This window comes from Enterococcus sp. DIV0561 (assembly GCF_050539875.1).
Taxonomy (GTDB): Bacteria; Bacillota; Bacilli; order Lactobacillales; family Enterococcaceae; genus Enterococcus; species Enterococcus faecalis.
Map to the genome: position 1 here is coordinate 394,075 of NZ_CP172927.1, position 20,148 is coordinate 414,222.

Annotated in this window: 14 protein-coding genes; all 14 read left to right on the top strand. The window is 29.8% G+C overall.

The window, feature by feature from the left end; translation table 11 throughout:
- The first annotated feature begins 22 nt into the window (after positions 1-22).
- The 14 genes from IGM13_RS02045 to IGM13_RS02110 all read left to right on the top strand — a co-directional run bounded on the left by IGM13_RS02045 (position 23) and on the right by IGM13_RS02110 (position 20,110).
- Positions 23-3,004, top strand: a complete 2,982-nt coding sequence (locus tag IGM13_RS02045) for a type 2 lanthipeptide synthetase LanM family protein (protein WP_002370929.1) — start codon at positions 23-25, stop codon at positions 3,002-3,004.
- 11 nt (positions 3,005-3,015) lie between these two features.
- Positions 3,016-5,160, top strand: a complete 2,145-nt coding sequence (locus IGM13_RS02050) for a peptidase domain-containing ABC transporter (protein ID WP_002370927.1) — start codon at positions 3,016-3,018, stop codon at positions 5,158-5,160.
- Complete coding sequence (locus tag IGM13_RS02055) at positions 5,157-6,395, top strand: S8 family serine peptidase (RefSeq protein ID WP_002368283.1); 1,239 nt, start codon at positions 5,157-5,159, stop codon at positions 6,393-6,395. The genes IGM13_RS02050 and IGM13_RS02055 overlap by 4 nt, the downstream gene beginning before the upstream one ends.
- Entirely contained in the window at positions 6,396-7,379 is a 984-nt protein-coding gene (locus tag IGM13_RS02060; RefSeq protein WP_002368282.1) for a site-2 protease family protein, read from the top strand.
- 352 nt (positions 7,380-7,731) lie between these two features.
- On the top strand, positions 7,732-8,295 hold the full coding sequence (locus IGM13_RS02065) for a hypothetical protein (RefSeq protein WP_002370925.1): 564 nt from the start codon (positions 7,732-7,734) through the stop codon (positions 8,293-8,295).
- A gap of 436 nt (positions 8,296-8,731) precedes the next feature.
- Positions 8,732-9,199, top strand: coding sequence for a hypothetical protein (locus IGM13_RS02070; RefSeq protein WP_002370921.1), 468 nt, complete (start codon positions 8,732-8,734; stop codon positions 9,197-9,199).
- 77 nt (positions 9,200-9,276) lie between these two features.
- On the top strand, positions 9,277-9,858 hold the full coding sequence (locus IGM13_RS02075) for a hypothetical protein (RefSeq protein WP_002401490.1): 582 nt from the start codon (positions 9,277-9,279) through the stop codon (positions 9,856-9,858).
- 94 nt (positions 9,859-9,952) lie between these two features.
- Entirely contained in the window at positions 9,953-10,159 is a 207-nt protein-coding gene (locus IGM13_RS02080) for a S41 family peptidase (RefSeq protein WP_229017897.1), read from the top strand.
- 269 nt (positions 10,160-10,428) lie between these two features.
- Positions 10,429-10,995, top strand: coding sequence for an alkaline shock response membrane anchor protein AmaP (gene amaP, locus IGM13_RS02085; RefSeq protein ID WP_010706722.1), 567 nt, complete (start codon positions 10,429-10,431; stop codon positions 10,993-10,995).
- Positions 10,996-11,011: 16 nt separating this feature from the next.
- A complete protein-coding gene (locus IGM13_RS02090; protein ID WP_002358517.1) occupies positions 11,012-11,203 on the top strand; it encodes a DUF2273 domain-containing protein in 192 nt (63 codons plus the stop codon).
- Positions 11,204-11,231: 28 nt separating this feature from the next.
- Positions 11,232-11,768, top strand: coding sequence for an Asp23/Gls24 family envelope stress response protein (locus IGM13_RS02095; RefSeq protein WP_002358518.1), 537 nt, complete (start codon positions 11,232-11,234; stop codon positions 11,766-11,768).
- Positions 11,769-12,042: 274 nt separating this feature from the next.
- Positions 12,043-18,156 carry a Rib/alpha-like domain-containing protein gene (locus IGM13_RS02100; protein WP_430598721.1) on the top strand — a complete coding sequence of 2,038 codons (6,114 nt, stop codon included), beginning with the start codon at positions 12,043-12,045 and terminating at the stop codon, positions 18,154-18,156.
- A gap of 199 nt (positions 18,157-18,355) precedes the next feature.
- Complete coding sequence (locus IGM13_RS02105; RefSeq protein ID WP_002358521.1) at positions 18,356-19,564, top strand: YSIRK-targeted surface antigen transcriptional regulator; 1,209 nt, start codon at positions 18,356-18,358, stop codon at positions 19,562-19,564.
- Positions 19,565-19,693: 129 nt separating this feature from the next.
- Positions 19,694-20,110 carry a hypothetical protein gene (locus IGM13_RS02110; protein WP_002358522.1) on the top strand — a complete coding sequence of 139 codons (417 nt, stop codon included), beginning with the start codon at positions 19,694-19,696 and terminating at the stop codon, positions 20,108-20,110.
- The last annotated feature ends 38 nt before the right edge of the window (positions 20,111-20,148 follow it).

Here is a 20,148-nt window from a genome sequence, read left to right on the forward strand (position 1 = left end):
TACATAAAAAAGGAGTGCTTACATGGAAGATAATTTAATAAATGTTTTAAGCATAAATGAAAGATGTTTTTTACTAAAGCAAAGTGGTAAAGAGAAGTACGACATTAAAAATTTACAAGCTTGGAAAGAAAGAAAAAGTGTTCTTAAACAAGATGATTTAGACTACTTGATTAAATATAAATATGAATCACTGGATAATTTTGGATTAGGAATAACACCTATTGAAAACTTTCCTGATAAAGAAGTTGCAATTCAATACATTAAAGATCAATCATGGTATATTTTTTTTGAATCCATTTTAGATTCTTATAATGATAGTGAAGAGAAATTATTAGAAGTAGATGCTAGTTATCCTTTTAGATATTTCTTACAGTATGCTCGTTTATTTTTACTTGATTTAAACTCAGAGTTAAATATTTGTACAAAAGAATTCATTATTAATTTATTAGAAACTTTAACACAAGAGCTTATTCACTTAACAAGTAAAACATTAGTGCTAGATTTGCATACTTTTAAAAAAAATGAACCTCTAAAGGGAAATGATAGTAGCAAGCGATTTATCTATTATCTAAAAAAAAGATTTAACTCTAAAAAAGATATAATAGCTTTTTATACATGCTATCCTGAGTTGATGCGTATTACTGTTGTTAGAATGAGATATTTTTTAGATAATACTAAACAAATGCTTATAAGAGTGACTGAAGATTTACCTAGCATACAAAATTGTTTTAACATACAATCCTCAGAGCTTAACTCTATATCAGAATCACAGGGAGACTCTCATAGTCGCGGAAAAACTGTTTCTACACTAACTTTTTCTGATGGAAAGAAGATAGTATACAAGCCAAAGATTAATAGCGAGAATAAATTAAGAGATTTTTTTGAATTTTTAAATAAAGAATTAGAGGCAGATATTTATATAGTTAAAAAAGTTACTAGAAATACCTATTTCTATGAAGAATATATAGATAATATAGAAATAAATAACATAGAAGAAGTAAAAAAATATTATGAAAGGTATGGTAAACTAATCGGAATAGCTTTCTTATTTAATGTTACAGACTTACACTATGAGAATATAATCGCTCATGGAGAATACCCTGTTATCATAGATAACGAAACTTTTTTTCAACAAAATATTCCTATAGAGTTTGGTAATAGCGCAACAGTAGATGCTAAATATAAATATTTAGATTCTATAATGGTGACAGGGCTAGTACCATATTTAGCGATGAAAGATAAGTCAGATTCGAAGGATGAAGGGGTTAACCTTAGTGCGTTAAACTTTAAAGAGCAAAGCGTACCGTTCAAGATATTAAAAATTAAAAATACATTTACTGATGAAATGCGTTTTGAATATCAAACACACATTATGGATACTGCAAAAAATACTCCAATTATGAATAATGAAAAAATTAGTTTTATCAGCTATGAAAAATATATAGTTACTGGTATGAAAAGTATTTTAATGAAAGCAAAGGATTCTAAGAAAAAAATATTGGCATATATTAATAATAATTTACAAAATCTTATAGTTAGAAATGTAATCAGACCAACTCAAAGATATGCTGATATGTTGGAATTTTCATACCATCCTAATTGCTTTTCTAATGCAATAGAGAGAGAAAAAGTACTTCATAATATGTGGGCCTATCCATATAAGAATAAAAAGGTAGTTCATTACGAATTTTCAGACTTAATAGATGGAGACATACCCATTTTTTATAACAATATCTCAAAAACATCATTAATAGCTAGTGACGGGTGCTTAGTAGAAGATTTTTATCAAGAAAGCGCTCTGAATAGATGCCTAAATAAAATAAATGATCTTTGTGATGAAGATATTTCTATTCAAACCGTTTGGCTAGAAATTGCTTTGAATATTTATAATCCATATAAATATATTAATGATTTGAAAAATCAAAATTCAAATAAATATATTTATACTGGCTTAGAGCTAAACGGTAAAATTATTCAAGCATGTCAGAAGATAGAGAAAAAAATTTTCAAGAGAGCTATTTTTAATAAAAAAACCAATACTGTAAATTGGATTGACATAAAGTTGGATCAAGATTGGAATGTGGGAATCCTAAATAATAATATGTACGATGGATTGCCTGGTATATTCATATTTTATGTGGCTCTTAAATACATTACAAAGAATCATAAATATGACTATGTAATTGAATGTATAAAAAATTCAATTTATACAATACCATCTGAAGATATATTGTCAGCTTTTTTTGGAAAAGGAAGTTTAATATATCCTTTACTTGTAGATTACCGCTTAAATAATGATATAAACTCTTTAAATGTAGCCGTAGAAATTGCAGACATGTTGATTGAAAAGAAACCGATAAATAATGGCGAGTTAAAAAATGATTGGATCCACGGGCATAATAGTATAATAAAAGTTTTATTATTGTTATCCGAGATAACAGAGGATGAAAAATATAGAAAATTTTCATTAGAAATTTTTGAAAAATTATCCGAAGAACCCTATTTTAATTTCAGAGGATTCGGACACGGTATATATAGCTATGTCCATCTTCTATCAAAATTCAATAGGATAGATAAGGCAAATTCTTTACTTCATAAAATTAAAGAATCATACTTTGAAGAAGAACCTAAAAACAATAGTTGGTGTAAGGGAACTGTAGGTGAACTTTTAGCGACAATTGAATTATATGATGATAACATTTCAAATATAGATATTAATAAAACCATAGCATATAAAAATAAAGATTGTCTGTGCCATGGAAATGCAGGTACTTTAGAAGGGCTAATTCAATTAGCTAAAAAAGATCCTGAAACTTATCAGTATAAAAAAAATAAACTTATTAGCTATATGCTAAATGATTTTGAAAAAAATAATACACTAAAGGTTGCCGGAAGTGAGTATTTAGAATCACTAGGATTCTTTGTAGGAATCAGTGGTGTGGGTTATGAATTATTGAGAAACCTAGATTCTGAAATTCCGAATGCATTACTTTTTGAGTTATAAGAGGTGTAATTATGAAAAGATTGAAGTACGTTGCGCAAGGAGAGCATAGTGAATGTGCTTTGGCATGTATCACTATGCTACTTAATTATTATGGTAATCAAAGTACACTAGTAGAACTAAGGGAAAAATATGGGGTGCCCAAAGGAGGACTAACTATCAAGAATATTCGTACTGTCTTTGACGAATATGGATTTGATGTATCGACATTTAAATCAAGTTTTTCAAATTATTTAGATCTTCCGACTCCTGTAATAAGTTATTGGAATAATCAACATTTTGTGGTCATAGAGAAAATAAAAAAGAAGAAAGTATTAATCTTAGATCCTGCAAGTAATAAACGCTGGATTGATATTTCAGAATTCAAAAAAAATTTTTCAAATATATTAATATACGCACATAAGAAAAAGACTAAAAAAGAAGGCAAAAGGAAACAGTTTTTTTTAAAGTCATTTATTTTTACAAAATTCAAAAGATATTTCTTTAGTTTAATAATATTATCATTTGTTTCACAACTTTTATTACTCTTAATTCCTATTGCAACAAAGTATTCGATAGATAATATTAGATCTTTTCAAGAAATTCCTACCTATGTTCTGTTATTAATATTAACTAGTTTTTTTTCTGTTTTATATGTAGTTCAATACTTAAAAAGCTCTGTAGTAGCAGAATTTCAGTATGAATTTGATTTTAAATTAATGTTTTCTTATATTGATAAACTTTTTAGTATGCCACTAATGTATTTTAGTAATAGATCAACTGGAGAATTAGTGTTTAGAGCGAACTTAAATATTTATATTAGGCAAATATTGTCTCAAAAGGTAATAACAACTTTAATAGATAGTCTTTTTTTAGGGATATATTTGTTTTTAATGGTTAACTATTCTATTTTACTGACAATAATAGCTCTTGTTCTAATCTCTTTAATAGCTTTTTTAAGTATTATAAATTCGCATACAATAAAAAGATTTGTAGATAAAGAAATAATGGAACAAGGAAACGTCCAGAGAATTATTACAGAAGCAATTGAAGGAATTGAAACCATTAAATCTGCTAATGCAGAAAAGAGTTTTTTGTTAAATTGGAAAAACATGTTTACGTCTCAACTATTAATTACAAAAAATAAAAATAGATATATAGCTATTTTTGGAATATTACCAGAAATCATACAAAGTGTAATGCCAGCTCTATTTTTAATAATAGGTATTAAATTAATAATCAACAATTCTTTGTCATTAGGATCACTAATTGGTTTTGTTTCTATAGTAACAATGGTTATGAAGCCAATTCTAAGTTTGGTTTCCTCTTATAATGACTTTCTACTATTAAATGTATATTTTCAAAAATTATCTGAAGTTTTAACTTATGAAGAAAAAAATGATTTTAATAATAAAAAAGGAAATGTTGGAAAAGAAGAGTTTATTTATAGGGTTAATAATGTTTACTATACTATATCTGTTTTTGAAAAAAATATTTTAAATGGTATTTCTTTTGACATAAGAAAAGGGGATAAAGTTGCTATTGTTGGTAGAAGTGGGTCAGGGAAATCTACTTTACTAAAACTATTGGCTGGATTGTTACAACCTTCTAATGGAGAAATATTGTATGAAGGCTATCCTTTATCAAACAACTCCAATAATAGAAGAAACATTTTTTATGTTAATCAAAATGCGCATATTTTTAATGAAACTATCGAAAAAAATATTTCTTTAGAGTTTAAACCGAATTCTTCTATAAATGAGAAAAAAAGACTAAAAGAAAGTATGAGTAAATCAAAAATGGATGAGGTACTTTTAGGAATTCCTCAGTATGAGAAAACTATAGTATCAGAAAATGGTAGTAATTTCTCTGGTGGTCAAAGGCAAAAGATTGCTTTAGCTAGAGCGTTCTATTCTAATGTGAATACATTACTTTTAGATGAACCTACATCTGCAATGGATAATATTTCAGAATTTGAAGTTTTTTCTAATTTATTAGATGAGAAAAGAACAGTTATTACTGTTGCTCACAGAATTAGTACGGTGAGAAACTTTGATAAAATTATATTAATGGATAATGGTGAAATAGTATGTATTGGAAAGCATGAAGATCTTATTGAAAATAGCGAGTTATATCGTTCACTGTATTACAAAAAACAACAATTTGGAGGTACAAAATGAAAAAAAGAGGATTGACTTATATTTTAATCTCATATATTTTTTTAACATTAGGAACAACAGGTTATGCATCAGATCTCTCAAATAATATTTCATTTTTTATTGATAATTCGCAAACAACTGCTATAGAAGAAATTGAGTCTGAATTATCTTCTGAAAAAGTAGATTATATACAGGAAATAGGATTAGTTAGTTTTAAAAACCTGGATGATAGTGATAGGAAGTTTATAGGTAAATATTTTAATGTTTCGGAAGGGAAAAAATTACCAGATTTTAAACCTGAAGAAGTTAATAGTTCTATTTTAAACATTAATATTTTAAACAAAGATTTTAAGTCTTTTAATTGGCCATATAAAAAAATTTTATCTCATATTGATCCAGTGAAAGAACAACTAGGGAAAGATATAACCATAGCTCTAATTGACTCGGGGATTGATAGGCTTCATCCTAATCTTCAAGACAATAACCTAAGATTAAAAAACTATGTTAATGATATTGAGTTAGATGAATATGGTCATGGTACACAAGTTGCTGGAGTAATAGACACGATTGCTCCAAGAGTAAATTTAAATTCTTATAAGGTGATGGATGGGACAGATGGAAACTCTATAAATATGCTTAAAGCTATAGTTGATGCTACAAATGATCAAGTAGATATAATAAATGTGAGTCTTGGATCATATAAAAATATGGAAATAGACGACGAAAGATTTACTGTAGAAGCATTCAGAAAAGCTGTTAACTATGCAAGAAAAAATAACATTCTAATTGTTGCATCAGCAGGAAATGAGTCGCGTGATATAAGCACTGGTAATGAAAAACATATACCAGGAGGACTAGAGTCTGTAATTACCGTCGGAGCTACAAAAAAGAGTGGTGATATTGCTGACTATTCTAATTATGGGTCTAATGTATCTATATATGGTCCTGCAGGAGGATATGGTGACAATTACAAAATAACAGGACAAATTGATGCTCGTGAAATGATGATGACTTATTACCCTACATCGCTAGTTTCTCCACTAGGCAAAGCTGCTGACTTTCCAGATGGTTATACACTTTCTTTTGGAACAAGTTTAGCAACTCCAGAAGTAAGCGCAGCTTTAGCAGCTATTATGTCAAAGAATGTAGATAATTCTAAAGATTCAAATGAAGTATTAAATACTTTATTTGAAAATGCTGATTCTTTTATAGATAAAAATAGCATGCTTAAATACAAAGAGGTGAGAATAAAATAGATGAAATTTATATCTCCGATGATCTTTACGTTACTTCTCGTAATCTTTACTCTTGTTTTTGAATTAAATTTAGTGTCTACTGCATACTTTTCCTTGTTATTGTCTATCTTTGTACATGAGTTAGGTCATTTAGTTTTTGGATTATTTAATAAAGTTAGACCAGAGTCATTAATATTTGGGTTTATAAAACTTTCGTGGGAAAAACAGTTTAAGGTTAGATTAAATACACAGTGGGGATTTTTTGGTGGATTATTTAGATATAAGCCAACTACGTTTAATAATAAGAAAATTCTGAGGTTGTTAACCGGAGGACCAATATTTAGTCTTTTTTTTACATTAACTTTTTTTGTAAAAATTGAATTTTTTCAATATTTTTCTTTATTTAATTTTTCAATATTCTTGATTACTGCAGTTCCTTTTAATTTTAACGGGTTTATGAATGATGGATACAATATATATAAATTAGTTACTAAGGATTATATTTTCGAAATGTATTATATTGTATCAAATAGCTTACTTAATAAATATAATCAGTCAACTTTCTTAAATAGCAATGAGGTATGCAAAATAATAAAAAAAAATAAAGAATTACCATTATATGTGCTAAATACATTCTTACTGTATGTTATATATGAGTATTTAATAGACAAAAATAATAGGAAATTAAAACTAATATACCCAATACTTAGTAAAGAAGACAAGATACTGAATAATAAAAGTTATTTACAGAATTTTTATTTAGCTAATTTGTATATGATAGAATATATCTTATCTGTAGATAATAAACAAACTTTTAAAAAAATTAATTTAAAAATTCTAGACTCAATTAGTAGATCTAGAATTAAATATCTAAACTTTAAATGCTCAAAAAGTGCTGATGATGAAATAAGCCAATCAATGACAGAATTTAGCAATATCATAAAAAATTATTCAGATCAAACGTCAACTATGATTATAGCAGAAAAACAATGGGTTCAAAATTGAGATAAGAAACCAGCTAGACTGTCGACGTAAAATGATAGGCTAAAAAAAGTGATGTGTGCTTGCTACGATTTTTATACAGTATTTCATGATGTAATAAATAAATTTTCTATTAAAATATATTAACTAAAAGAACCAACAGGGTATGCCGTGTTGGTTCTTTTTCATATTCCAATTGTTACTAGGTAAACAGTAGGACATTCAAGTTGGGCATACGTCATTTGTGTAAAATATGAGTATACTCAATTTTTACATTTAATAATGCTAATTTAACAATTTGTTGTGGAGTAAGATTATCGTGCAAAATAAAGTAAAAGCATAATATTAAAAAAAGACAGGAGAATAGTTTAAGAAAATGAATAATGAAGAACAACAAACAAAACAAGAATGTAGAACTTTGAAAAAAGGAGCCGAGCATATAAAAAGACAAAGAATGTTCGAGAGTCGAAGTAATGAGATAAAAGAAGGACTGATCGATGAAGATACTTTTGCTAGACATAGATTAACGTATTCTAATAATCATTTAAAGGAAAACCTATTAAAGTCGTGTAAGAAAAACATAGATACTCATATTCAAAATTTAAAAATTTACAAGGGTAATAAAGCTCATGGAATATTTTTAATAGAATACAATGAAGAAATTGCATTATCAATGGCTGAAGTAATCTCTGTATCAGATGTCAATCATGGAGAACCCCAAATTTTTGATCACTATGTTTTTAGTAAAGATAAAGATATGTTACAACTTCTTAATGATTACAATGAAGAAATAGAATTCTTTATTGTTTCTACAAAATTTAATGGAACGGAAGTAATAAAAGTACGCGATATTCCTAACATTATAGACAGCCTACCTTATGAATACATTGTGGCGAGCAATTATGGAGAAGTTGAAACGGAAGCTTGGGTTAAAGAGTAGACCAAATCTTTTTAAACAGTTCTTCGAGTACAGTCATGGTATGTTGAATATGACACAAGCTAGTTGCGTTATATTTCTAACTAAAAACAAGCAGGTCAGAAACTTTTTAAGTTTTGAACTATATATTTTAATAATAAGAAAATGTATGGAATAAGATATAAGATGGTTGTGTCATTTTTAACTAAAGCAATCAAAGTTAGAAACTTAAAATAAAACTTGATTTAGGACTTTTGTATGATTTATTTTAGCTGTATTTATGATTTAATAAAACTAACTATTATTTCTTATTATAGTTGTCCTTTATGAAAGCGCTGTTTTGCGGTGTGCTTCGTCTATATTAACAACACTAATAAAAAGAGGATTTATTCAAAGTAAATAATAGGGAAAAAGTCGATAGAATAAGCAATAGTAATCGTTAAAAAAGGGAGATGCTAATATGGATATAACGGATAAAGAAAATTTTCAAAAACAGATGGATTTTTTGAAGAGACATAATTTTTACCAATATGTTTATCAATTTCGATGGCTATTTGTGTTTATACCAGTACTTGTTTTTTTTGATCTTATTTTTATCGATTTTTTTTGGCTGATAATAGTAAAAGGCATATTATTAATGGGAATATTGATCAGTGAATATTATGTTATGTATCGTTTCTTTAAACCAATTGCTCTTGATGAAAAACAAGATTTCTCTAGTGTTCAGCTATTCCTTAACCTTTTTATATTTAATGCTTTATTCATGTTTGTTATGCTAACAAACTTTCATCAAGTTTTTGTAGGAAAAGAATTTATTATTTTTGGTAGTTTCATGGGTGGAATATTTACGATTTGCTTAAAGGAACAACTAAAAGAATACCAGAAGCTAATGAATCAATTTATAGATATAAAGAAAGAAGTACATTGATGAAAAATAGAATTAGTTAGAACAGCCATGTATGGTGAAATATTGTAGTATATTACTTGTTAAGGACGATGAACAGGATGAGTATCAAAAAATATTTACTTTTTTATATTATTAGCACATGTGCCATTATTTTTGTTTCTCTTACTTTTTTCTTTTTACCTCTAAAATCGATTGATTCTAGGAGTTATGAAGTACTTCATACGATATCTCAATATGGAGTAATTTCTAATAAAGATGAGTGGAGGAATATTTTAGAATTAACAAGATACGGTAGAAAAGTAACTAATGTGGATAATTTAAATACATTAGTATATGGTGTTAACAAACATAGTTCTGTAAAACAAATAAGTAGTGACAAAGATATGGATAATATGGAAACTCTTAAGTTACCAAGTATTTCAAAGTATGAGGATCTTACAATTATTAACATTCCAAGTGTCTATAGCAATGATGATAACTTCTCAATTAAATATGCATCAAAGTTGACAGATTTAATCGAATATACTTCTGGTAACATTGTTTTAAATTTATCAAATAATTATGGCGGGCTGAAAGAACCTATGATTATTGGTGCGAGTTCTTTAATTCCTAATGGAATGCTCTTTAGCAATATTAATAATAAAAAGGAAAAGTATCCTGTTTACTTAAAAAAATGGTAAATTATTTGGTGGCATTCCAGGAACGATTAACGAACTGAATCTTTATAAATTATCATTACACAAAAAGAAACTAGGGAAAAAAGTTGCAGTTGTAATAAATAATAACACAGCAAGTGCCGCTGAGAGTTTACTTTTAGCGTTAAAGAATAATCCAAATGTAAAAGTTTTTGGTATGCCTTCTGCAGGATATACTTCGGTTAATTTAGGACGTTTTTTTACTAATCAAAATTCCGATAATTATTGGTGGTTTGTATATACTGTTGGCTATTATGAGACAATAAAGCCCATAAAGGGAAAATGATTGTTTAACAATCAACCTGTCCCGCCAGATTATTATGTAGATTTATCGATGTTAGATAGAAATACTCAAGATATTACACAATTTTCTAATACCAAGAAACTATTCAAAGAAATAAAAAATTGGATTAACTCTGATTGAGTTGAAGGTACATTAAAGTAAATGAATTCTTAATGTATAGTATAACTTGTAAGCATAAAATTTTTATAGGAGAAAGGCTTTTGCTAAAATTATATTGTGGTAAAAGTCACATGAAAGTGGGGGGAGAATCGATGACGAAAGGGAAAAAAATTTTGTTTAGTTTTATTTCTTTAGTTTTTGGAACTTTTTTATTTGCAGTATTTGTTCATTATCAGTTCATGTATTCATTACCTATTTATTTTATTAAGTTTGAAGAGTATCCTTTTATAGGGAATTACATTCAACTATATTTGTACTGGGGTAGTGTTATAGGTATGGTCTTTATCCTTTTATTTATTTTAGGGATTGTTTTAAGTCCAGCAGAAGTAACATCCGTGAAATTAAACGATGACAAAGGAATATTAGAAATCAAAAAAAGTGCTATTGTAGGAATTGTTCAGTCGCAATTAGATCAGTCCAATTTATTAAGGGATTCAAAAGTAAATGTAAAAATGTATAAGAAAAAGATAAAAGTACGTATTACAGGAAATACAAGTGACAATCTAGATATTATAAATCAAACGAATCAATTAGTAAAAAATATTGAGTTATATCTTAAAACTTTTATAGGATTAGATACTTCAATAAAAGCAGAAGTAGTTTTCAAAAATATATCTCGTTCAGGAAAGAGTAAGCAAAAACAAAAACGAGTGATTTAAAGAAAGAGGGGAGAATATGAAAGAATTGTTCCTAGAATATAAGTATCCAATTATTGGAGGACTAATAGGATTGGTATTAGCACTTTTCTTTTTCACTATTGGTTTTTTTAAAACAATTCTCTTATTAGTTATGGTTGGGATTGGTGTATTTATAGGGAGTTATATTAAAAATGAGGATTTATTTGGAAAATTTTTCCAAAATAAATAAAATAAAGAATATTTAGGAGTGGATACAAATGGAGAAAACAAAAGTAAGTGTAAAGGAAGAAACAAAGAAGGAAAATGTACAAGGAAAATTAACGTATGAAGATAAAGTGATTCAAAAAATTATTGGCATTTCTTTAGAAAAAGTAGAAGGATTGCTTACGGTTGATGGTGGATTTTTCTCAAATTTAGCTGGTAAGTTAGTGAATACCGATGATGTTACATCAGGTGTAGTGGTTGAAGTAGGAGAAAAACAGGTAGCAGTAGATTTAGATATTGTTGCAGAATATGGAAAAGATATTTATAAAATTTACAATGAAATGAAAGAAATTATTACAAAAGAAGTAAAAAATATGACTGGGTTAGAAGTTATTGAAGTAAATGTAAATGTTGTTGATATTAAGACAGAAGAACAGCATGAAGAAGATTCCGTTAGTTTACAAGATAAGGTTGGTGAGGCAACAGAATCAGTAAGTAATTTTGCCAGTGAGCAAACAGAGAAAGCAAAAGAGCTAGCTTCTAAAGGAAGTTCTAAAGCAAAAGAATTAACGGAATCTCGTGTTAAGTAATATAGAAAGAAAAATTTTTAATGAGAATAATTGAATAATAAAATAACTAAAAAATGTAGAGTAATAGTGAATCCAGAGGAGAAAATCCTCTGGATTTTTTTTACTTGATTTCTAGGGATGTTCCAGTGACCCCGTAAAGGTCGGTTTTTTTTATAATATTTTATTTTTTTGATTTTTTTACAAATATTTGTGATATTTACAAGAATTCCTATTTTGTATTATTTATAATAAAAATGTAATTTTAAATTTAAATAAGGAAGGGAGCAAATTTAGTTTGTTTGGAAAAAACAATAAGCATATGATTTTAAAAAAAGGGAGAAAAAGAGTATTAAAGTATAGCATAAAAAAATTAAGTGTGGGTGTTGCATCAGTATTAGTTGGTGTAGGCCTTGTTTTTGGGGCAACTGGAATAGTTAATGCACAAATGGGTGAAGGAAGATTAGTAAATTATTCTGCTTCAGGAAATACGTTTCAAGAAAATCCGGGATATACGAAGAATTATAATTTCTCGGATTTACAATTCAACCCTAAAGCAATAACTGGTGATGTGTTACAAGGAAATACAATTGATTTTGAGGTTTATGGGAAACATAATATTGCAGCTTCAACTGCAAACTGGGAAATTCGTCTTCAATTAGATGAACGATTGGCCCAGTATGTTGAAAAAATTCAAGTTGATCCGAAGAAGGGCGTAGGAAATAGTAGACGAACTTTTGTAAGAATTAATGATTCGCTTGGCAGACCTACAAACATTTGGAAGGTTAATTACATTCGAGCAAATGATGGACTATTTGCTGGGGCAGAAACAACTGATACACAAACTGCTCCTAACGGTGTGATTACATTTGAAAAAAATTTAGATGAAATTTTTAAAGAAATTGGTGCAGATAATCTTAAAAGCGACCGTTTAATGTATCGTATCTATTTGGTAAGTCATCAAGATGACGATAAAATTGTACCTGGAATAGAAAGCACTGGTTACTTTTTGACAGATCAAGATGATTTCTATAATAAGTTAGATGTATCCGAAAATAATTCTGATCAATTTAAGCATGGATCGGTAAATACTAAATATGAAGAAGCTAATATCCAAACAAAAGACGGTTCTGGGTCTACTGGTGCTAATGGAGCTATAATTTTAGATCATAAGTTAACGAAAGAAAAGAATTTTTCTTATTCAACTTCTGCAAAGGGAACGCCTTGGTATGCTAACTACAAAATCGATGAACGTTTAGTACCATATGTATCTGGAATACAAATGCATATGGTTCAGGCTGATAAAGTGGCATATAATGTTGCTTTTGAATCAGGAAAAAAAGTGGCTGATTTAGCAATTGAGCGACGTGAAGGTCATGAGAATTATGGTATGGGTTCAATCACTGACAATGATTTAACTAAACTTATTGATTTTGCTAATGCTAGTCCACGACCTATCGTTGTTAGATATGTTTTACAACTGACTAAACCTTTAGATGAAATCTTAGAAGAAATGAAAGCAGCGGATAAAATCGAAGAAAATGCGCCATTTGGTGAAGATTTCATCTTTGATTCTTGGTTGTCGGATACGAATAAAAAATTAATCCAGAACACTTATGGAACAGGTTATTATTATTTGCAAGATATTGATGGTGATGGAAACCCTGACGATAAAGAAGAGAGCGGAGACACGAATCCATATATCGGGAAACCTGAATTAGAAGAAGTATATGATGTTGACACAACAGTTAAGGGGAAAGTATTCATCCACGAGTTAGCGGGAACAGGTCACAAAGCGCAACTTGTTGATAAAGAAGGTACTGTATTAGCAGAAAAAACTATCGCTCCAAATGAAAAAGATGGGGCTCCAATTTCAGATACTGTAGAATTTGAATTTACGGGTGTAGATTCAAGTAAACTAATCGCGAAAGATGAATTAAAAATCCAAATCGTTTCTCCAGGTTTTGATAAACCAGAAGAAGGTTCAACCGTTATTAAGGAATCACCAAAAGCGGTTGATAAACAAACCGTGGTAGTTGGATTTAAACCAGATGCTAAAGAATCAATTCGGAATAATAAAAACTTACCTGAAGATGCAGAGTATTCATGGAAAACAGAGCCTGATACTTCTAACGTTACTGATAGTACGAAAGGTATTGTAACTGTTAAGATAGGAAATCGAACTTTCGACGTGGATGTAGAGTTTGCTGTAAAAGCTTCTCAAGCTATGGAAAATGATGCAACATACGTACCTATAACAACAACCCCAGAAACGACAATTCAAAGTGGTAAACCTACATTTGATAAACCAGATGTTCCTCTAGCTAACGATGCCTTTTCAGTTTTAGATGTTTATAATAAGGACTTCGGCAATGCAAGTGTTGACGCAAATACTGGTATTGTTACATTCACTCCAGCTAAAGGTGTAGGAGAATCGGAGCCGATTACTGGAACAATTCCTATTAAAATTGTTTACCAAGATGGTTCTGTAGGCACGACCGATTTAGCAGTAACTGTAAGTAAAAATATTTATGAAAATCCAGGAGAAAACATTCCTGCAGGCTACCACAAAGTAACCTTCACCGCAGGAGAAGGAACAAGTATTGAAAGTGGAACAACAGTCTTTGCAGTGAAAGACGGCGTAAGCTTACCAGAAGATAAACTTCCGGTGTTGAAAGCAAAAGATGGTTATACAGATGCGAAATGGCCAGAAGAAGCAACGCAACCAATTAAAGCAGATGATACAGAATTTGTATCAAGTGCAACAAAATTGGATGATATCATTGAAAACCCAGGGGATAACATTCCTGCAGGCTACCACAAAGTAACCTTCACCGCAGGAGAAGGAACAAGTATTGAAAGTGGAACAACAGTCTTTGCAGTGAAAGACGGCGTAAGCTTACCAGAAGATAAACTTCCGGTGTTGAAAGCAAAAGATGGTTATACAGATGCGAAATGGCCAGAAGAAGCAACGCAACCAATTAAAGCAGATGATACAGAATTTGTATCAAGTGCAACAAAATTGGATGATATCATTGAAAACCCAGGGGATAACATTCCTGCAGGCTACCACAAAGTAACCTTCACCGCAGGAGAAGGAACAAGTATTGAAAGTGGAACAACAGTCTTTGCAGTGAAAGACGGCGTAAGCTTACCAGAAGATAAACTTCCGGTGTTGAAAGCAAAAGATGGTTATACAGATGCGAAATGGCCAGGAGAAGCAACGCAACCAATTAAAGCAGATGATACAGAATTTGTATCAAGTGCAACAAAATTGGATGATAAATCTGATGCTGACAAATATACTCCTGAAGGTCAAAAAGTGACTACAGAATTGAATAAAGAACCTGACGCATCTGAGGGAATTAAAAATAAGAAAGATTTACCAAAAGATGCTAAGTATACTTGGAAAGAAAAAGTAGATATTAGTACAGCTGGAAATAAAAAAGGTACGGTTGTAGTGACATATTCAGATGGATCATCTGATGAAGTTGAAGTAGATGTCACAGTAACAGACAATCGCTCTGACGCTGATAAATATGAGCCAACAGTAGAAGGTGAAAAAGTAGAAATCGGTGGTAAAGTAGATTTAACAGATAACGTTACTAACTTACCAACGTTACCACAAGGAACAACAGTAACAGATGTTACTCCTGGTGGTACAATCGATACTAATACACCAGGTAATTACGAAGGTGTCATTGAAGTAACGTATCCAGATGGTACAAAAGATACAGTAAAAGTTCCAGTAGAAGTAACAGACAATCGCTCTGATGCTGATAAATATACACCAATGGTAGAAGGTGAAAAAGTAGAAATCGGTGGTAAAGTAGATTTAACAGATAACGTTACTAACTTACCAACGTTACCACAAGGAACAACAGTAACAGATGTTACTCCTGGTGGTACAATCGATACTAATACACCAGGTAATTACGAAGGTGTCATTGAAGTAACGTATCCAGATGGTACAAAAGATACAGTAAAAGTTCCAGTAGAAGTAACAGACAATCGCTCTGATGCTGATAAATATACACCAATGGTAGAAGGTGAAAAAGTAGAAATCGGTGGTAAAGTAGATTTAACAGATAACGTTACTAACTTACCAACGTTACCACAAGGAACAACAGTAACAGATGTTACTCCTGGTGGTACAATCGATACTAATACACCAGGTAATTACGAAGGTGTCATTGAAGTAACGTATCCAGATGGTACAAAAGATACAGTAAAAGTTCCAGTAGAAGTAACAGACAATCGCTCTGACGCTGATAAATATGAGCCAACAGTAGAAGGTGAAAAAGTAGAAATTGGTGGTAAAGTAGATTTAACAGATAACGTTACTAACTTACCAACGTTACCACAAGGAACAACAGTAACAGATGTTACTCCTGGTGGTACAATCGATACTAATACACCAGGTAATTACGAAGGTGTCATTGAAGTAACGTATCCAGATGGTACAAAAGATACAGTAAAAGTTCCAGTAGAAGTAACAGACAATCGCTCTGATGCTGATAAATATACACCAATGGTAGAAGGTGAAAAAGTAGAAATCGGTGGTAAAGTAGATTTAACAGATAACGTTACTAACTTACCAACGTTACCACAAGGAACAACAGTAACAGATGTTACTCCTGGTGGTACAATCGATACTAATACACCAGGTAATTACGAAGGTGTCATTGAAGTAACGTATCCAGATGGTACAAAAGATACAGTAAAAGTTCCAGTAGAAGTAACAGACAATCGCTCTGATGCTGATAAATATACACCAATGGTAGAAGGTGAAAAAGTAGAAATCGGTGGTAAAGTAGATTTAACAGATAACGTTACTAACTTACCAACGTTACCACAAGGAACAACAGTAACAGATGTTACTCCTGGTGGTACAATCGATACTAATACACCAGGTAATTACGAAGGTGTCATTGAAGTAACGTATCCAGATGGTACAAAAGATACAGTAAAAGTTCCAGTAGAAGTAACAGACAATCGCTCTGACGCTGATAAATATGAGCCAACAGTAGAAGGTGAAAAAGTAGAAATTGGTGGTAAAGTAGATTTAACAGATAACGTTACTAACTTACCAACGTTACCACAAGGAACAACAGTAACAGATGTTACTCCTGGTGGTACAATCGATACTAATACACCAGGTAATTACGAAGGTGTCATTGAAGTAACGTATCCAGATGGTACAAAAGATACAGTAAAAGTTCCAGTAGAAGTAACAGACAATCGCTCTGACGCTGATAAATATGAGCCAACAGTAGAAGGTGAAAAAGTAGAAATCGGTGGTAAAGTAGATTTAACAGATAACGTTACTAACTTACCAACGTTACCACAAGGAACAACAGTAACAGATGTTACTCCTGGTGGTACAATCGATACTAATACACCAGGTAATTACGAAGGTGTCATTGAAGTAACGTATCCAGATGGTACAAAAGATACAGTAAAAGTTCCAGTAGAAGTAACAGACAATCGCTCTGACGCTGATAAATATGAGCCAACAGTAGAAGGTGAAAAAGTAGAAATCGGTGGTAAAGTGGATTTAACAGATAACGTTACTAACTTACCAACGTTACCACAAGGAACAACAATAACAGATGTTACTCCTGGTGGTACAATCGATACTAATACACCAGGTAATTACGAAGGTGTCATTGAAGTAACGTATCCAGATGGTACAAAAGATACAGTAAAAGTTCCAGTAGAAGTAACAGACAATCGCTCTGACGCTGATAAATATACACCTAAAGGTCAAAAAGTAACTACTGAATTAAATAAAGAACCAGAAGCATCTGATGGAATTAAAAATAAATCGGATCTACCAAAAGGAACTATGTATTTTTGGAAAGAAAAAGTAGATGTGGGTATACCTGGAAATAAAAAAGCTACTGTTGTAGTAATATATCCAGATGGATCTAAAGAAGAGGTAGAGGTTGTTATTTCTGTAGTAGATAAAAAAGCGCCGAATAAACCTCAAGTTGATCCTATTACAGATGGTGACAAAATTGTTACTGGTAAAACTGAACCAAATGCAGATGTAACAGTAACGTTACCTGATGGAAGTCAATACCATGGCACAGCTGATAAGAGTGGTTACTTTAAAGTTAACGTTCCTAAATTAGAGGCAGGGACAAAAGTAAAAGTAACTTCAACTGATGAATCTGGCAATACTAGTGAACCTACTGATGTAGTTGTTTCGTCAAATGAATTAAACGGTGGAAAAGGTAATGGAACAGACAGTAAGACTAACAACAATCAAGATAAAAAACAATTCTTGAAAACTTATCCTAAAACAGGAGAGGTTGATAGTAATATTTATACTATTGCTGGTGGTTTAATATTGTTAGGAACTTTAGGGTTATTAGGGTATGAAAAATGGAAAAAAGAGGATGAATAGAAGTTTAAATTATTAAATATTCTCTGAAAAGAGGAAGAAGTCTCTTCCTCTTTTTGTTTTATTGTTGTTTATTTAAATAATATTGTGGATTTTATTATTTTTTATTAAAATAATGTTGATATTAAAATGAGTAAATAATTACTAGATAATATTTATTTACTTATAGTAAAAGTTCATATTTAAGTAAAGGAGTTTTTTTTTGAATACGGATAAAGAAGTTTTATTAAAGTCATTACATGTATGCTTAGGGATACCTATATTAGTATTTAATGAAGATTACACTCTTGTAGAAGAATATAGATCTGATAGGACTATATCATTATTTTATGATTTCCCAACTTTTTTAAAAAAAGTTGGGAAAGACAAGCTTAAATTTGATTATATAACTGGTAATTATAATGAGTTGTTTTTATTGTACGCATACAATAAAAAACTGTTTTTGTTTGGTCCATTCAGATGTAATACCATAGAAAAAGATAAATTCTATTCTATGGTTCAATATAAAAGTATAAAGCATTCTGATAAAGAATCCTTATATAAATTATTAAATGAATTACCATTATTTTCATTAGGGGATATTAGAGATATTCTTATCCTTATAAATTATTTTTTTACGGGAAAGATTGAAGACTTATTTCATAAGCCGTTACATGATTATGAGAAAAAATTTTCAGAAGATATCCAAATAGAACGGATAGATATGTTATTATCTCAAAATTATGATCCAGAAATTTATTTATTTTTATATGAAAATAAAATTTTAGAATATGTTGTAAATGGTAATGTACAAGAATTAAGTAATATGATATTTAAACTAAGTAATGGTGTTGTTCCTGTGGTTAGTGGGGATAACGTACGTTCTGAAAAGAATTATTCAATAGTTGTATTTGAGAAGTTAGCACAAGCAGCTATAAATATGGGAATGGACTTAATAAATGCATATCAGAGTCGAGATAGTTTTATAAGGAAAAATGAACTATGTATAAATTTAAAAGAAGTATTAAAAGTTAGAGATACTGCTATAGTATTTTATACCTCTGAAATAGGAAAAGCTAAAGTAAGGAATCTTTCTCCTCAGATATCATCAATTGTTCAGTACATTGGTCTAAATATGTATACAAAGATTACAGTAAGACAGATTGCTCAATATTTTTCAATGAGTGAAGCTAGGTTACGCACAGCTTTTAAAAAAGAAATGAACATTAGTATACATAATTATATTTTAAGAAGAAAAATTTCAGAAGCTAAAGTAATGTTAAAATCTAATTATCCTATTAATGATATTTCACTATTATTAGGTTTTTCAGATACGTCTCACTTCACTAAAGTTTTTAAAAAGATAACAGGGACGACTCCTAAAAAATATCAGATGTCAGTTGATTCTAAATTTACATTAAATTTAGACTAAAAAATGTTTTAGTACGAAACATTTTTTAAATAATTATCTAACTTTTGGAAATGAAATTAATTGTTTAGGTGTTTTATTTTACACTTAAAAGTTCATATCATTAATAGTTATAGAAAGGATAGAGATAATATGAAATTTTATTGGGAAATCAATCCAGAAGATTTATTAAAAAATGGTAATTATGAAAAAAATAATTTATCAGAATGTGCATATAATTTAATGATTATGTATAACAAGTATGCAGAAAAAGGGAAGAAATTACAACAGTCTATTAATTCAAAAAATTTCAAAAAGAATATAGAACAATTATTAGAAATAGAAGCTATTCTTTCTGAAATACAATTTTATTTAGAGGAGATAAATTTAGAATCTGCAGATACAAATAATGTTATTTCACAGATAGAAACTGAGTATTTAGTAGATTATTATTATAAAATTGGAAATGCAGATAAAGAGGGAAATTTTTTTGCTTCATTACTAAGAAATAAGGTATGTAAACAAAAACAACTAAGATTCGGTATTTTTCCAGAAAGAGTTATTATTTAAATGTTTTTAAATAAAAAATATGGAGATAAATGGCAGAT

What these genes read in the sequence shown, in the direction of transcription:
- IGM13_RS02045 (WP_002370929.1), top strand. Translation starts at nt 23, where the DNA reads ATGGAAGATAATTTAATAAATGTTTTAAGCATAAATGAAAGATGTTTT.
- IGM13_RS02050 (WP_002370927.1), top strand. Translation starts at nt 3,016, where the DNA reads ATGAAAAGATTGAAGTACGTTGCGCAAGGAGAGCATAGTGAATGTGCT.
- IGM13_RS02055 (WP_002368283.1), top strand. Translation starts at nt 5,157, where the DNA reads ATGAAAAAAAGAGGATTGACTTATATTTTAATCTCATATATTTTTTTA.
- IGM13_RS02060 (WP_002368282.1), top strand. Translation starts at nt 6,396, where the DNA reads ATGAAATTTATATCTCCGATGATCTTTACGTTACTTCTCGTAATCTTT.
- IGM13_RS02065 (WP_002370925.1), top strand. Translation starts at nt 7,732, where the DNA reads ATGAATAATGAAGAACAACAAACAAAACAAGAATGTAGAACTTTGAAA.
- IGM13_RS02070 (WP_002370921.1), top strand. Translation starts at nt 8,732, where the DNA reads ATGGATATAACGGATAAAGAAAATTTTCAAAAACAGATGGATTTTTTG.
- IGM13_RS02075 (WP_002401490.1), top strand. Translation starts at nt 9,277, where the DNA reads ATGAGTATCAAAAAATATTTACTTTTTTATATTATTAGCACATGTGCC.
- amaP (WP_010706722.1), top strand. Translation starts at nt 10,429, where the DNA reads ATGACGAAAGGGAAAAAAATTTTGTTTAGTTTTATTTCTTTAGTTTTT.
- IGM13_RS02090 (WP_002358517.1), top strand. Translation starts at nt 11,012, where the DNA reads ATGAAAGAATTGTTCCTAGAATATAAGTATCCAATTATTGGAGGACTA.
- IGM13_RS02095 (WP_002358518.1), top strand. Translation starts at nt 11,232, where the DNA reads ATGGAGAAAACAAAAGTAAGTGTAAAGGAAGAAACAAAGAAGGAAAAT.
- IGM13_RS02110 (WP_002358522.1), top strand. Translation starts at nt 19,694, where the DNA reads ATGAAATTTTATTGGGAAATCAATCCAGAAGATTTATTAAAAAATGGT.